The sequence below is a fragment of the Sagittula stellata E-37 genome (assembly GCF_039724765.1).
Taxonomy (GTDB): Bacteria; Pseudomonadota; Alphaproteobacteria; order Rhodobacterales; family Rhodobacteraceae; genus Sagittula; species Sagittula stellata.
This window is the reverse complement of record NZ_CP155729.1, coordinates 2,561,637-2,576,363: the sequence shown is the minus strand read 5'-3', so window position 1 is coordinate 2,576,363 and position 14,727 is coordinate 2,561,637. Positions and strand designations below refer to the sequence as shown.

The 14,727-nt window shown below is 63.2% G+C and carries 13 protein-coding genes; 10 read left to right on the top strand and 3 right to left on the bottom strand.

Going from position 1 to position 14,727, the window contains the following annotated elements; translation table 11 throughout:
• Positions 1–176 precede the first annotated feature (176 nt).
• The 10 genes from ABFK29_RS12215 (at position 177) to tsf (ending at position 11,138) form a co-directional block, all read left to right on the top strand.
• Positions 177–1,217 (top strand): substrate-binding domain-containing protein, encoded by a 1,041-nt coding sequence (locus ABFK29_RS12215; protein ID WP_005860734.1) that lies wholly within the window; start codon positions 177–179, stop codon positions 1,215–1,217.
• A gap of 105 nt (positions 1,218–1,322) precedes the next feature.
• Complete coding sequence (gene pstC, locus ABFK29_RS12210) at positions 1,323–2,780, top strand: phosphate ABC transporter permease subunit PstC (RefSeq protein ID WP_005860733.1); 1,458 nt, start codon at positions 1,323–1,325, stop codon at positions 2,778–2,780.
• Complete coding sequence (pstA, locus tag ABFK29_RS12205; RefSeq protein WP_005860731.1) at positions 2,777–4,132, top strand: phosphate ABC transporter permease PstA; 1,356 nt, start codon at positions 2,777–2,779, stop codon at positions 4,130–4,132. Before pstC ends, pstA begins: the two co-directional genes overlap by 4 nt.
• Before the next feature lie 78 nt (positions 4,133–4,210).
• Complete coding sequence (gene pstB / locus ABFK29_RS12200; RefSeq protein WP_040604806.1) at positions 4,211–5,008, top strand: phosphate ABC transporter ATP-binding protein PstB; 798 nt, start codon at positions 4,211–4,213, stop codon at positions 5,006–5,008.
• 4 nt (positions 5,009–5,012) lie between these two features.
• Positions 5,013–5,756: a phosphate signaling complex protein PhoU gene (phoU, locus tag ABFK29_RS12195; RefSeq protein WP_005860727.1), complete on the top strand. Its 744-nt coding sequence runs from the start codon at positions 5,013–5,015 to the stop codon at positions 5,754–5,756.
• A 5-nt stretch (positions 5,757–5,761) separates the two neighbouring features.
• On the top strand, positions 5,762–6,451 hold the full coding sequence (gene phoB, locus ABFK29_RS12190) for a phosphate regulon transcriptional regulator PhoB (protein ID WP_005860725.1): 690 nt from the start codon (positions 5,762–5,764) through the stop codon (positions 6,449–6,451).
• Positions 6,452–6,746: 295 nt separating this feature from the next.
• Positions 6,747–7,334 (top strand): rhodanese-like domain-containing protein, encoded by a 588-nt coding sequence (locus ABFK29_RS12185; RefSeq protein WP_005860723.1) that lies wholly within the window; start codon positions 6,747–6,749, stop codon positions 7,332–7,334.
• A gap of 397 nt (positions 7,335–7,731) precedes the next feature.
• Positions 7,732–9,036: a HupE/UreJ family protein gene (locus ABFK29_RS12180; RefSeq protein ID WP_040604779.1), complete on the top strand. Its 1,305-nt coding sequence runs from the start codon at positions 7,732–7,734 to the stop codon at positions 9,034–9,036.
• A 316-nt stretch (positions 9,037–9,352) separates the two neighbouring features.
• Positions 9,353–10,120, top strand: coding sequence for a 30S ribosomal protein S2 (gene rpsB / locus ABFK29_RS12175; protein ID WP_005860719.1), 768 nt, complete (start codon positions 9,353–9,355; stop codon positions 10,118–10,120).
• Positions 10,121–10,262: 142 nt separating this feature from the next.
• Positions 10,263–11,138 carry a translation elongation factor Ts gene (gene tsf, locus ABFK29_RS12170; RefSeq protein WP_347099596.1) on the top strand — a complete coding sequence of 292 codons (876 nt, stop codon included), beginning with the start codon at positions 10,263–10,265 and terminating at the stop codon, positions 11,136–11,138.
• 504 nt (positions 11,139–11,642) lie between these two features.
• Here the strand turns inward: tsf and ABFK29_RS12165 are convergent.
• The 3 genes from ABFK29_RS12165 to ABFK29_RS12155 all read right to left on the bottom strand — a co-directional run bounded on the left by ABFK29_RS12165 (position 11,643) and on the right by ABFK29_RS12155 (position 14,570).
• Positions 11,643–12,404, bottom strand: coding sequence for a helix-turn-helix transcriptional regulator (locus ABFK29_RS12165; protein WP_005863174.1), 762 nt, complete (start codon positions 12,402–12,404; stop codon positions 11,643–11,645).
• 3 nt (positions 12,405–12,407) lie between these two features.
• Positions 12,408–12,845 carry a type II 3-dehydroquinate dehydratase gene (gene aroQ, locus ABFK29_RS12160; protein WP_040605101.1) on the bottom strand — a complete coding sequence of 146 codons (438 nt, stop codon included), beginning with the start codon at positions 12,843–12,845 and terminating at the stop codon, positions 12,408–12,410.
• A gap of 501 nt (positions 12,846–13,346) precedes the next feature.
• A complete protein-coding gene (locus ABFK29_RS12155; protein ID WP_040605119.1) occupies positions 13,347–14,570 on the bottom strand; it encodes an acyl-CoA dehydrogenase in 1,224 nt (407 codons plus the stop codon).
• Between the last annotated feature and the right edge of the window lie 157 nt (positions 14,571–14,727).

Below are 14,727 nucleotides of genomic sequence, written 5' to 3'. Positions count from 1 at the left end.
TCATCGGCGACGTCTGCCCACGCACGCCCCGCTCTCATTGCGTGAAAATTCGCGAAATCGCCCATCGTCATGAAACTGTTACGTCGCCGTCACAAAAGCATTGCGCGCTGGCCTTAGCGAAGGGCCCGACGGTCATCACTGGGGATGATCGATTCCTGACCTAGGGAGCAAACCTGATGAAATTCGTGAAACTGACCGCCTCTGCTCTGGCGCTCGCTTCCGCAGCCTCCGCAGCCTACGCACGTGACAACGTGCAGGTTGCAGGCTCCTCCACAGTTCTGCCTTACGCCTCCATCGTGGCCGAAGCGTTCGGCGAAAACTTCGACTTCCCGACCCCGGTCGTGGAATCCGGTGGTTCCTCCGCCGGCCTCAAGCGCTTCTGCGAAGGCGTGGGCGAGAACACCATCGACATCGCGAACGCGTCCCGCGCGATCCGCGAAAAGGAAATCGCCGCCTGTGCAGACGCCGGCGTGACCGACATCATCGAAGTCCGCATCGGCTATGACGGCATCGTCTTCGCCTCCCAGATCGACGGCCCGGCCTTCACTGCCTTCGAACCGGCGGACATCTACAACGCCCTCGCGCCGAAAGTGGTCAAGGACGGCGAGCTGGTCGACAACCCGTACACCATGTGGTCCGAGTTCAACGGCGACCTGCCGGAAGCCGAGATCATGGCCTTCATCCCCGGAACCAAGCACGGCACCCGTGAAGTCTTCGAAGAGAAGGTCCTGGCGGCTGGCTGCGAAGCGACCGGCGCCCTGCAGGCGATGCTCGACAGCGGCATGTCCGAAGACGACGCCGAAGACGCCTGCATCGCGGTTCGCACCGACGGCCGTTCGGTCGACATCGACGGCGACTACACCGAGACGCTGGCCTCCATCGACTCCAACTCCAACGGCATCGGCGTGTTCGGCCTGGCGTTCTACGAGAACAACACCGACAAGCTGAAGGTCGCGACCGTTTCCGGCATCGAGCCGAAGACCGAGACCATCGCATCCGGCGAATACCCGGTGTCGCGCCCGCTGTACTTCTACATCAAGAAGGCACACCTCGGCGTCATCCCGGGCCTGAAGGAATACGCGGAATTCTTCGTCGCGGACGAGATCGCAGGCCCCGACGGCCCGCTCTCGGCATACGGCCTCGTGGCTGACCCGGAACTGGCACAGACCCAGGAAAAGGTCGCGAACGAGACCACCATGGCCGACGAAGGCATGTAATCGGACCCTCACGGGACCGGATACCTCTCCGACGGGGCGGCCCTTCCCGCCGCCCCGTCGTTCATTCAGCCAAAGACCAACAGAAACAGGGACTTCGGGGGGCACATGCCATTACTCTGGCTCATCGTGATCGTGCTTGCGCTGGCCGCCATCGGCTACGTCGCAGCGCGCGGCCGCGCAATGAAGAGCGCGGGCGGCGACAGCCGTCACCTTCACTCGCTGCCGTCCTATTACGGCTCGAACGCGGCGATCAAGGTCGTCGTACCCGCCTTCCTGCTGCTGATCGTCTGGCTTCTGGCGCAGCCGCTTTACGTGAACGCGGTGGTTTCCGGGATGATCCCCGACACCGAGGTCGCCGAGGGCAGCAACCTGTCGCTGGTGATGGCCGAGGTCCGCCGCGCCGCCGACGGCATCGACAACGCCATAGCGGCTGGTCTGATGCGGCCCGACGCCGTGGCCGACCTCGGCGCGTCCGACGTCACGCAGACGCTGAAGGACGCCGGCCAGATCGTCACGTCCGAGCTGACCCCCGCCGTTTTGGACGCCGCGCGCAAATTCCGCGTGCTCAACAACAGCGGCACCCTCTACATGACCGTGGCCGTGATCGTCCTGGCGCTGGCCGGGCTGGGAATCGCCCTGCGCGAGACCAACAAGGACTTCCGTGCCCGTAACGTGGTCGAGACCTCCATCCGCTACCTGCTGATCGCGGCCGCCTCCATCGCGATCCTGACGACCGTGGGCATCGTGTTCTCGCTGATCGGCAACACCATCCGGTTCTTCAGCCTCTACCCGGCGGGCGACTTCTTCGGCTCGCTCACCTGGTCGCCCTCCTTCGGCGGCGGGTCCGAGCTGGGCATCTGGCCGCTGCTCTGGGGTACGCTCTACATTTCCTTCGTGGCGCTGCTGGTCGCCGTGCCGATCGGGCTGTTCGCCGCCGTCTACCTGTCGGAATACGCCGGCCCGAAGATGCGCGCCTTTGCCAAGCCCGCGCTCGAAGTTCTGGCCGGTATCCCGACCATCGTCTACGGCCTCTTCGCGCTGCTGACGGTCGGCCCGCTGCTGCTGTCGGTCTTCGGCAGCGACGGTCTGGGCTGGATGCAGGGCACCCGCGCCGTCATCACCGCCGGCATCGCGATGGGCATCATGCTGATCCCCTTCGTCTCCTCGCTGTCCGACGACATCATCAACGCCGTACCGCAGGCGATGCGTGACGGATCCTACGGGCTGGGGGCGACGAAGTCCGAGACCATCAAGCAGGTGATCCTGCCCGCAGCCCTGCCGGGCATCGTCGGCGCCATCCTCCTGGCGACCTCACGCGCCATCGGCGAGACGATGATCGTGGTGCTGGGGGCAGGGGCCGCGGCCAAGCTGTCGCTCAACCCCTTCGAGGCGATGACCACCGTGACCACGCGGATCGTCTCGCAGCTGACCGGCGACGCCGACTTTGCATCCCCCGAGGCTCTGGTGGCCTTCGCCCTCGGCATGACCCTCTTCATCCTGACGCTGGGGCTGAACGTCTTCGCCCTCTACATCGTGCGCAAGTACCGGGAGCAGTACGAATGACTGACGCATCCATGGACACCGCCGATGCACCGCGCGGCAAGATTTCCCTGACCGCCGCCGACGCCCGCACGAAGCACCGCAACGCCGCCGAAAAACGGTTCCAGATGTACGGCCTTGCCGCCATCGGCACCGGCATCTTCTTCCTTGTGGTGCTGCTCTGGGCGATCCTGGCGAACGGCCTGACCGCCTTCCAGCAGACCTTCATCGAGGTGCCCGTCTACCTGGACGAGGCGAAGCTGGACAAGAACGGCAACCGCGACATCGAGGACATCAAGAAGGTCTCGACCTTCGGCTACCAGCCGCTGATCCAGCAGGCGATCCTCGCACAGGTGCAGGACGAGGGCTTCGACACCCCGCTTGAGGACGCGAAGGACATGAAGGCGCTGATCTCCGCCTCCGCCGCGGCACAACTGCGTGACTACGTGATCGCCAACCCCGACCGGATCGGCCAGACCATCGACTTTCGCATCCTCGCCTCCTCGCGCGTGGACGGCTACTTCAAGGGCCGGGTCAAACGCGACGACCTGGCGCGGGACAAGAACATCGACGCCGAGCATCTCGACCTCGTGGACCAGATGCGCAGGGCCGGCCTGATCCAGAAGTCCTTTAACACCGAGTTCATCTTCGGGGCCGACGCCTCCGAATCCCGCCCCGAACAGGCCGGGCTGGGCGTGTCGATGCTGGGTTCGTTCTTCATGATGCTGGTGGTGCTGGCGCTGTCGCTGCCCATCGGGGTCGCCGCCTCCATCTACCTTGAGGAATTCGCGCCTCAGAACCGCTGGACCGACCTGATCGAGGTGAACATCTCTAATCTCGCTGCCGTGCCGTCCATCGTCTTTGGTATCCTGGGTCTTGCGGTCTTCATCCAGTTCATGCACCTGCCGCAGTCGGCGCCGCTGGTCGGTGGCCTGGTGCTGACGCTGATGACCCTGCCGACGATCATCATCTCGACCCGCGCCTCGCTGAAGTCGGTGCCGCCGTCGATCCGTGACGCGGCGCTCGGGGTGGGCGCGTCGAAGATGCAGGCGGTCTTTCACCACGTGCTGCCGCTGGCCATGCCGGGGATCCTGACCGGCACCATCATCGGTCTGGCGCAGGCACTCGGCGAAACCGCGCCACTCCTGCTGATCGGCATGGTGGGCTACATCGCCACCAACTATCCCGACGGCATCGCCGAAGGCTTCATGTCGCCGAACTCCGCCATGCCCGCGCAGATCTACGAATGGGCCAAGCGCGCCGACCCGGCTTATTACGAACGCGCCTGGGGCGGGATCATCATCCTCCTGGTCTTCCTGCTGACCATGAACATCATCGCCATCATCCTGCGACGCCGCTTCGAGCGCCGCTGGTAAGCCGGAGACATCCGGCCCCACCGCCAAGGCCCGGCATTCCCGACGGGCGGCCAAAACGCTAGGATAGGACCCATGAACATGTACGACGCATCGCATACGGAACGAGACGTGACCCAGACCGAGAACAAGATCAGCGCCCGTGGCGTTCAGGTATTCTACGGCGACACCCATGCCATCAAGGACGTGGACGTTGACATCGAGGACAAGACCGTGACCGCCTTCATCGGTCCCTCGGGCTGCGGCAAGTCCACCTTCCTGCGCACGCTCAACCGCATGAACGACACCATCGACATCTGCCGCGTCGAGGGCAAGATCGAGATCGACGGCGAGGACATCTACGACAAGCGCGTCGACCCGGTGCAACTGCGCGCCAAGGTCGGCATGGTCTTCCAGAAACCGAACCCGTTCCCCAAGTCGATCTACGACAACATCGCCTACGGCCCGCGCATCCACGGTCTGGCCAAGAACAAGGCCGACCTCGACGAAATCGTCGAGAAGTCGCTCCGCCGCGGCGCCATCTGGAACGAGGTGAAGGACCGCCTGAACGCCCCCGGCACCGGTCTTTCGGGCGGCCAGCAGCAGCGCCTCTGCATCGCCCGCGCCATCGCCACGGAACCCGAAGTCCTGCTGATGGACGAACCCTGTTCCGCGCTCGACCCGATCGCCACCTCGCAGGTCGAGGAACTGATCGACGAGTTGCGTCAGGACTACTCGGTGGTGATCGTGACCCACTCCATGCAGCAGGCCGCGCGCGTCAGCCAGAAAACGGCCTTCTTCCACCTTGGCAACCTCGTGGAATACGGCGAAACCGGCCAGATCTTCACCAACCCCGAAGATCCCCGCACCGAAAGCTACATCACCGGACGGATCGGATAATTCAATGACCGAACTGAACCAGCACATCGCCTCGGCCTTCGACCGCGACCTCGAAGGCATCCAGGCCCGGATCATGAAGATGGGCGGCCTCGTCGAAGAGGCGATCATCTCCGCCGCCATCGCGCTCGAAAAGCGGGACGAGGAACTGGCCCAGAAAGTCCGCGAGGGCGACAAGGCCATCGACGCCATGGACGAAAGCCTCAACGAGGAAGCCGCCCGGGTCATCGCGCTCCGCGCGCCCATCGCCTCCGACCTGCGGGTCGTGCTGTCGGTGATGCGCATGTCCGCAAACCTCGAACGCATCGGCGATTTGTCGAAGAACATGGCCAAGCGGACCTCCGTCCTGTCGCAGATGCAGCAGATCGGCGGAACCGCCGCCTCGCTCCGCCGCATGGCCCGCGAGGTCGAGCTGATGCTCAAGGACGCGCTTGATGCCTATATCCAGCGCGACGAGGCGCTGGCGCTCGACGTGATCGAACGCGACCGCGACGTCGATCAGATGTACAACACGCTGTTCCGCGAGTTCCTGACCTTCATGCTGGAGGACCCGCGCAACATCACCGCCTGCATGCACTTGCATTTCATCGCCAAGAACATCGAACGCATGGGCGACCATGTGACCTCGATTTCCGAACAGGTGGTGTTCCTCGTCACCGGCCAGATGCCGACGGAGGCGCGGGTGAAGCACGACCGCACGTCGACGGACTTCCGGCTGTCGTCGGAATTCACCCAATCGGACAAGGACTGAGCGCGATGGCGGCGGATCAGCCCACGGTATTGCTTGTCGAGGACGAGCCGGCACAACGCGAAGTCCTGTCCTACAACCTGGAGGCCGAAGGCTTCCGGGTGGCCAGCGCCGGCAACGGCGAAGAGGCGCTGCTGATGATGGCGGAGGAAAACCCCGACATCGTGGTGCTCGACTGGATGCTGCCCAACGTGTCCGGGATCGAGGTGTGCCGCCAGATCAAGACCAAGCCGGAAACCCGCAACGTGCCGATCATCATGCTGTCGGCGCGCTCGGAAGAGGTGGACCGGGTGCGCGGTCTGGAAACCGGCGCCGACGACTACGTGGTCAAACCCTATTCGGTCGTCGAACTGATGGCGCGGGTGCGGGCGCAACTCCGGCGCGCGCGTCCCTCTGCCGCCGGTCTGCGGCTGGAGTACGAGGACATCGTGCTCGATTCCGAAACCCACCGCGTCACCCGCAACGGCAAGCCGCTGAAGCTGGGCCCGACAGAGTTCCGCCTGCTGACCACCTTCATGGAAAAGCCGGGCCGCGTGTGGTCGCGCGAACAGCTTCTGGACCGGGTCTGGGGCCGGGACATCTATGTCGACACCCGCACCGTCGACGTCCACATCGGACGCCTGCGCAAGGCGCTGAGCCAGCACGGCGGCCAGGATCTCCTCCGCACCGTCCGCGGCGCGGGGTATGCACTGGGGTGAGGCGCGGTTCCGGCGCAGCCGGATGAAGTGTCCTGCGGACCTTTCAAGCGACGAGCGGGCGAATCCCCAAGGCGGCCATGCCGCGTCCTGAGCGTGGCGAACCGTCAGCGGGACGGTTCGTGCCAATCACGGGCGAAGCCCCGGGGCAAGGGAACGGTTCCGGCGCATCGTCCGGACCGTTGCAGAGCGCAGGTGAGGCGCGACGTCCGACCGGCGGCAGCACAAGGGGCAGGGCGCCCGCGCTTGAATTGTGCCTGCCCGGCCCCAACCTCCATTTCACAAGGGAGGACACACCATGCTCATCAGATCCATCGTCGCGGGCGCGTTGCTCAGCACGCCGCTGCTGGCCGAAGAGGTCAACATCACCCCCGACACGCCCTCGGTCACGGTCGAGACGGCGGGAGGAACGGCCACCATCAGCCGCATCCAGGACCAGACCAACGAGCTTGACGGCGAATGGGCGCAGACCTCGCGCGCTTGCCCGCCGTTCTGCATACAGCCGATGACGCCGGCACCGGGCGTGACGACCATCGGCGAGCTTGAGCTTCTGGACATGCTGCAAGACCCCGACGCCATGGTGATCGACAGCCGCACCGAAGACTGGTTCCGCACCGGCTCCATCCCCGGCGCGGTCAACATCCCCTACGCCTACGTCATCGACGAACTGGCGCAGCTTGGCTGCGAGCCGGACTTCGACGGGTGGGATTGCGCAAACGCGCGGCCGGTCGCGCTGTTCTGCAATGGCATGTGGTGCGGGCAGTCGCCCACCGCGATCCACAACATGATCGAGGCAGGCTATCCGGCAGACCGCATCTTCTACTATCGGGGCGGCATTCAAAGCTGGCGGATGCTCGGGCTGACGGTGACCGACAAGACCGGCTGACCGTTCCCCGCATCTGTCAGAGCATCAGGCGGGCAGGGCACGTGACGCGACGTTTCCGGGCGGATTAACGAAAAATATTCCTGCGCAACGGTTTAGCGGCACAGATTCGTGGAAAAGATTAACAACCGGCCGGGAATCGGGGGCGAACCGGCCGGTTCGCACCTTAACGCGCGGATCGAATTATTAAGATCTGTTAACCCGTTGTGGTGTCGTCTTTTTCGAACCGCTGCATGTTGTATGTCCTTGGGCCGCACGCTCCGTTACCCTTCCGCGCGTGCCATTTATTCGTCCGGGGCATGCTATGGCAGGTTACCGGCGTACGGTTGGGCCGCATCAGCCCTTGATCCCATCGGACATTGCGTCATCATGGTTCGAAAATGCCGCCACGGAGACCTCCATGATCCGCGCCCTTGCCGCCCTTCTTGCCAGCCTCCTGTGGCTCACAACCGCCGCCGCCCACGAGGTCCGCCCAGCCATCGGCGACCTGACGACCGATGGGTCCGACCTGTCGCTGGTGCTGCGCCTGTCGGCGGAGCCGCTGCTGGCCGATGTCGATCTCGAAGGGCTGGAGGACACCAACGCCTCCGACAAGGCAGCCGAGGTCGATACCCTGCGCGCGCTGTCTCCCGATGACCTTCGGACGCGCATCCAGACCGAGTCTCAGGCCATCCTCGCACCGGTCACGATAACGACGCAGGACGGCACCGACGTGCCGCTGTCGCTGGGCAACGTCGAGGTCGAAGACGTGCCCAACATCGAACTTCCGCGCGAAAGCCGCTTGTTTTTGAACGGAAATCTGCCGTCCGGCACGCAGTCGTTGACCGTGTCCTGGCCGTCGGAATACGGCACGCTGATCCTGCGGCAGATGGACGTCGAGGACGGATATACCGGCTACCTGACCGGTGGCCCGTCCGATACGATCACCCTTTCGGGCGGAGACGCCCAAGGCTGGTTCGCCACCTTCGCCAGTTACATCCCCGTAGGCTTCGAGCACATCCTGCCCATGGGCCTCGACCACATCCTCTTCGTGCTGGGGCTGTTCTTCCTGTCCACCCGGCTCGGCCCGCTGCTTTGGCAGATCTCCGCCTTCACGCTGGCCCACACCGTGACGCTGGCACTTGGCGCGCTCGGCTATGTGTCGATCCCCGGCAGCATCGTGGAGCCGATCATCGCCGCCTCCATCGTCTACGTCGCGGTCGAAAACATCGTCTCCGACAAGCTCCACCGCTGGCGGCCACTGGTCGTATTCGTCTTCGGCCTGCTGCACGGTCTCGGTTTCGCCTCGGTCCTGCAGGAGTTCGGATTGCCGAAAGGCCAGTTCATTCCGGCACTTATCGGCTTCAACGTGGGTGTGGAATTCGGCCAGCTCACGGTCATCGCCCTGGCCTTCCTGCTGGTTGCCCTGGCCCAGCGGACCGACCGCATGAAAGCCGATCAGCGCATGGCGCAGGTGGTCTACGGTGTGCTGGCCATCGTCTTCGTGGCCGCGGGATACCTGCTGAATGGGCCTGGCTTCACTGCCGCCATGGGCGCAGAGGCACCGATCTTCCTCTGGCCGCTGGCGGCCCTGTCGGTGGCCTGCCTGTTGTCGGCGCATTTCGTGGACCACCTCCACGCCTACCGCCGCTACGTGGCCATGCCGGCCTCTGTCGCGATTGCCTGCGTCGGCGCCTACTGGTTCGTGGAGCGGGTTTTTCTCTGACAGGGCCATCTTTTGAACGTCAGCGTTTTCAAAAGGTTCAGCGGCGCACTTGAGGGGCGCCGCACCGGTCGATCCCGGAACGCGCCCACCCGAACCAGACACGGGCGTTTGTCCAGACGCCTTGCGTGATCGACCGGTGCGACATGCGCAAACCGCTTTGGGTCTTGCCATGGTGGTGAAACCTCTGTAATGGCCCCTCACGAACCCGCAGGCGGGGGCGGGCCTTATGGGGGAGACATCCCCATGGGTCCACCGGTTGGCCCGGAATGATCCGGACAAATCCCCCGCCGAGGCTAAACCGGAAAGGATAGAAGGCATGGCTCTTCCCGAGTTCACCATGCGTCAGCTGCTTGAAGCTGGCGTTCACTTCGGCCACCAGACGCAGCGCTGGAACCCCCGCATGGGCGAGTTCATCTACGGCGCGCGCAACGGCATCCACATCATGGACCTGACGCAGACCGTCCCGCTGCTGGACCAGGCACTGCAGGCGATCCGTGATTGCGTTGCCAAGAACGGTCGCGTGCTGTTCGTCGGCACCAAGCGTCAGGCTGCCCAGCCGATCGCAGAAGCCGCTGAAAAATGCGCTCAGTACTACATGAACCACCGCTGGCTCGGCGGCACGCTGACCAACTGGCAGACCGTTTCGCAGTCGATCAACCGCCTGCGTTCCATCGACGAGCAGATGGAAAACGGTGCAGAAGGCCTCACTAAGAAAGAGCGCCTGAACATGGAACGCGACCAGCAGAAGCTGCAGGCGTCCCTGGGCGGCATCCGTGAGATGGGCGGCGTGCCGGACATGCTGTTCGTCATCGACGTCAAGAAAGAGGCGCTGGCCGTCGCTGAAGCCAACAAGCTGGGCATACCGGTCGTCGCGATTGTCGACACCAACTGCTCGCCCGATGGCATCGACTACATCATCCCCGGCAACGACGACGCGGCCCGCGCCATCGCGCTTTACTGCGATCTGGTGTCCCGCGCGGCCCTGGACGGCATGACCGGCCAGATGGAAGCGGCAGGCGTCGACCTCGGCGCGCTCGAAGAAGCCCCGGCAGAAGAGCTGCTGGCTGGCGGCGAAGCCAGCTGAGCCACGTCCGGGCAGGCCTGTCGCAAAAGCGATACCTGCCCGTGACATGAGGTTCGCGATCCGGCGCGGGGCAGGGGACTGCAATGCGCCGGTTTGAAGGGGCCCAGGCGCCCCACCAAGATGACATGAGGAGAGCCAAGCGATGGCGATCACTGCTGCACAGGTGAAAGAACTGCGCGAAATGAGCGGCGCAGGCATGATGGATGCGAAGAAGGCTCTGGTCGAGAACGACGGCAACATGGAAGCCGCCATCGACTGGCTGCGCACCAAGGGTCTGGCGAAAGCCGCCAAGAAATCCGGCCGCACTGCGGCTGAAGGTCTCGTCGCGGTGAAGGTCGAAGGCGGCCAGGGTGTCGCGGTCGAGGTCAACTCGGAAACCGACTTTGTCGCCAAGAACGCCGAATTCCAGAACATGGTGTCGGGCATTGCAGGTGCCGCGCTGACCGTCGACTCCGTCGAGGCGCTGGCCGACGCACAGCTGAATGGCAAGCCGGTATCGGAGAACATCACCGACGCGGTTGCCAAGATCGGCGAGAACATGACCCTGCGCCGGATGGAGAAGATCTCGGGCGAAACCGTGTCCACCTACGTGCACAACGCTGCCGCCGACGGCATGGGCCAGATCGGTGTGCTGGTTGCGCTGACCGGCGGTTCGGAAGAGTTCGGCAAGCAGGTCGCGATGCACATCGCTGCCACCAACCCGGCCGCCCTGAACGAGACGGACCTCGATCCGGCTGTTGTCGAGAAAGAGCGCCAGGTGCAGATCGACATCGCCCGCGAGTCCGGCAAGCCGGAGCAGGTGATCGAGAAGATGATCGAAGGCCGCATGAAGAAGTTCCTCGCCGAGATCACTCTGGTCGGTCAGCCGTTTGCGCTGAACCCGGATGTGACCGTCGCGCAGGCCGCGAAGGAAGCAGGTGCAGAGATCACCGGCTTCGTCCGCATGCAGGTCGGCGAAGGCATCGAGAAGAAGGAAGAGGATTTCGCAGCCGAGGTGGCGAAGGCCGCTCAGGGCTAAGATCCCTCACGCACGGCGCTGTCGTTACAGGCGGCGCCCTCACGCGACAGTTCAAGTTTGCGCCGGTTCTGAAAGGGACTGGCGCTTTCGTTTCCTGAATATGGGAAATGGTGGGGTCCCCGGTGAGACATTGGGGATGAGACCGGGGACCCCTATTGGGATGCCGGCCAACGGGGCGGAAATTACCCCGCTGGACCAGCGCCGGTTTGCACCGGAAGATCGACAGGGCCCGGAAATACACGGGGTGCCGCTCCTTCGCTCCATGGCCAAAGCCACCACTCACGGAACGACGACACAGTCGCAATTTACCCATGGTAAAGAAAGTCGGGATTTCCTGACCAACAGGTAAAAACGGAAAATTAACGATCTTGCGTCGGCAGATTTCGAAATCTGAAATCTTGGCATAACATAAATGGAAGAAACCGCGCTCAGTCGAAAGCCGATTGCCCGTTTCCGCATCATTTTGACGCCACAACGAAGGTGCGGCGCAAGAGGCGCGTGGAATCAGGCCTCGATAATGTACATCTGGTTGTGGAATGCCGCCTTTGCGACCGCCTGTGCCGTGGTTTCCACGTTGAGGGTCTCGCGTGCGAGGCGCAGGTGCTTTTCGATGGTGGCCTGTGTCAAACCCATGATCTGCGCAATGTCCTGCATGGTCTTGCCGTCACCGACCCACTCCAAAGCCTCGCGCTGGCGTGGTGTCAGTGTCTGGTTGTGCAGCGGAACGGGCAGGGTGAGGATCTTCAGGTGCACAAGGTTGTTCAGCAGGACGATGTCCGGCCCGTGCTCTGCCCAGACCGCATCCGCGTCGTCTTGTGTCATCTCGGCCCGCGCCGTCAGGGAAATCGCGCCCTTGGCGCGGCTCGACACAGACTTGAAGCTGATCGTGTAACCGGCCTGAACCTTGTGCGCGACGTTGAAAGCCACGACTTTCTGGGCCTTTTCCGAAAGCGCGCCGGTGGTGATCTGTTCCGCCAGAACGCGCCATGAACAATGGCCCTCATTCTCCAACGCCCAGCGAACCATCGGTGCATCGCGGTACAGCCCACCTTCGACAAAACCTTTACGATAGGCCGGTAAGTGGTTGCTGAGAATGACGAAATCGTTCGGGTCGCCCATCGAGTTCGGCGTCAGGAACCGGGTGAACCCATAGATCAGACGGTCGAACCCGTAGGCGTCCATCAGGTTGCAATGTTCCGCCCACAGGACTTCGACACGGTCGACGTTGGTCAGTTCGATCAGCTTGTTTCGTAAGTCCGGCGTCACGGATCAGCCCTCCAGATGGCCCAACAGGGCGTCGATAGCCAAAGTATAGCCTTTGGCGCCGAATCCCGCCATGACCCCGATTGCGACAGGGCTGATGTAGGAATGATGGCGAAAGGCTTCGCGCGCGTGCACATTCGTTATGTGAAGCTCGATCGTGGGCATCTGCGTGCCCTTGATCGCATCCATCAAAGCCACCGAAGTATGTGTGTATGCGCCGGCGTTCAGGATAATGCCGTCATGCACACCGCGCGCTTCGTGGATCCATGTCACGAGCTGGCCTTCGAAGTTGGACTGCAGGCACGTCACCTCGACACCCTTGGTCGTACCGTGTGCGCGGCACATTTCTTCGACATCGGCGAGCGTGGTTGATCCGTAGATCTCGGGTTGACGTGTGCCAAGCAGGTTCAGGTTCGGACCATTCAGCACGAGAATAGAAGGCATGTTGGGACTCCGGTAGTGAGGTCCGCGAGTTAACGACTGGTCAACCTGCTTGTCCAGCCTCATGCGTGTGTCGGTTGTGAACTGTGTGGTTAGCTGCGCGCAGTAGTGGAAGCGCAAACACCTGGGAGCACGCATTGATCAGCCGCATTGGCTACGGCTGTTTTAAACATAATACCGATTATAAGATGGATGACCGCACTAGGCGATCTCACAAACGAAGTGCAAGTTTGTATCAAACCAGATGCTTGCACGGAGACCATGAATGGCCCGTTGCCAATGCTGTCCTCACCTGCGCAGTACGACCAGTCCGACAACCCTGATCCCAAAGCGGTTGAGGGCCACGTGACGCAAAGCGCCAATCAAAGCAAAACCTTTCTGTGAAATCAGTGCCCTGCGCGCCACTTTTCATGTTTTCACTGGGATCTTTCACGCATCGACCGTAACTGGCCACTGCGTGCACGTTGAGGTGTGCCCGGCAGCCGCAGCGCCGGGCACCGCGTATCAGAAGAACGCCTGAAGCCCGGTCTGCGCCCGCCCGAGGATCAGCGCGTGCACATCATGGGTGCCCTCGTAGGTGTTCACCGTTTCAAGGTTCATCATGTGCCGGATCACCTGGAACTCGGCCGAAATGCCGTTGCCACCATGCATGTCGCGGGCCATTCGCGCGATCTCAAGCGCCTTGCCGCAGTTGTTGCGCTTGAGGATGGAAATCATCTCGGGCGCCCCGCGGGCCTCATCCATCAGGCGTCCGACACGCAGGCAGCCTTGCAGGCCGAAAGCGATTTCGGTCTGCATGTCCGCCAGCTTCTTCTGGAAAAGCTGGGTGCCGGCGATGGGTTTGTCGAATTGCTTGCGGTCGAGGCCGTAGGCACGCGCCGCGTGCCAGCACGCCTCGGCGGCGCCCAGAACGCCCCAGCTGATGCCGTAGCGTGCGCGGTTGAGGCAGCCGAACGGCCCCTTCAGCCCTTGAACGTGCGGCAGAAGCGCGTCTTCTCCAACCTCAACGTTGTCCAGCACGACCTCGCCGGTCACCGAGGCGCGCAGGCTAAGCTTGTTTTCGATCTTCGGCGCGGTCAGGCCTTTGGCGCCCTTTTCAAGGACGAAACCGCGGATCTTGCCGTCATGCGCCTCGGATTTCGCCCAAACCACGAAGACGTCCGCGATGGGGCTGTTCGAAATCCACATCTTCGAGCCGTTCAGCCGGTAGCCGCCTTCGGTCTTCACTGCCCGTGTCTTCATGCCGGCAGGGTCGGAACCTGCGTCCGGCTCCGTCAGGCCGAAGCACCCAATCCACTCGCCCGTGGCGAGTTTGGGCAGGTATTTGCGGCGCTGCTCTTCCGAGCCATAGGCGTAGATCGGGTACATCACCAGAGACGACTGCACCGACATCATCGACCGGTAACCGGAATCGACGCGCTCGATCTCGCGGGCGATCAGGCCGTAAGACACGTAGGACGACCCCAGGCCGCCGTATTCTTCCGGGACCGTGACACCCAAAAGGCCCATGCCGCCCATCTCTGCGAAGATGTCCGGCGCGACGGTTTCTTCCAGGAAGGCCTGGGTCACGCGGGGCGCCAGCTTTTCGGCGGCGAAGGCACGCGCACCCTCTACCAGCATACGCTCTTCTTCCGACAACTGGTCCGTCAGCCGGAAGGGATCTTCCCAGTCGAAGGCCCCGAGATCGGGGGCGTCCTTGGCCTTCAGCGCCGGTTTCACATCCTTCATTTCGTTCATGGTTCCCTCCGGAGTTTGGCCAAATCATACGCTTTCCGGCGCGGGCCGAAACCCCTCACCGTACGGATTTGATCAAACGATGCCACGATTGAGCCGCGCCGGCGGAATTTGGTTGCCGCGTGGTGCGCCATGGCTCCTCTTGCGCCGC

Excerpts from the sequence above, each read along its gene's own strand:
- pstC (WP_005860733.1), top strand. The coding sequence starts at position 1,323 with ATGCCATTACTCTGGCTCATCGTGATCGTGCTTGCGCTGGCCGCCATC.
- pstA (WP_005860731.1), top strand. The coding sequence starts at position 2,777 with ATGACTGACGCATCCATGGACACCGCCGATGCACCGCGCGGCAAGATT.
- aroQ (WP_040605101.1), bottom strand. The coding sequence starts at position 12,845 with ATGCCTTCTATTCTCGTGCTGAATGGTCCGAACCTGAACCTGCTTGGC.
- ABFK29_RS12180 (WP_040604779.1), top strand. The coding sequence starts at position 7,732 with ATGATCCGCGCCCTTGCCGCCCTTCTTGCCAGCCTCCTGTGGCTCACA.
- phoB (WP_005860725.1), top strand. The coding sequence starts at position 5,762 with ATGGCGGCGGATCAGCCCACGGTATTGCTTGTCGAGGACGAGCCGGCA.
- phoU (WP_005860727.1), top strand. The coding sequence starts at position 5,013 with ATGACCGAACTGAACCAGCACATCGCCTCGGCCTTCGACCGCGACCTC.
- rpsB (WP_005860719.1), top strand. The coding sequence starts at position 9,353 with ATGGCTCTTCCCGAGTTCACCATGCGTCAGCTGCTTGAAGCTGGCGTT.
- tsf (WP_347099596.1), top strand. The coding sequence starts at position 10,263 with ATGGCGATCACTGCTGCACAGGTGAAAGAACTGCGCGAAATGAGCGGC.
- ABFK29_RS12215 (WP_005860734.1), top strand. The coding sequence starts at position 177 with ATGAAATTCGTGAAACTGACCGCCTCTGCTCTGGCGCTCGCTTCCGCA.
- ABFK29_RS12185 (WP_005860723.1), top strand. The coding sequence starts at position 6,747 with ATGCTCATCAGATCCATCGTCGCGGGCGCGTTGCTCAGCACGCCGCTG.
- ABFK29_RS12155 (WP_040605119.1), bottom strand. The coding sequence starts at position 14,570 with ATGAAGGATGTGAAACCGGCGCTGAAGGCCAAGGACGCCCCCGATCTC.
- pstB (WP_040604806.1), top strand. The coding sequence starts at position 4,211 with ATGTACGACGCATCGCATACGGAACGAGACGTGACCCAGACCGAGAAC.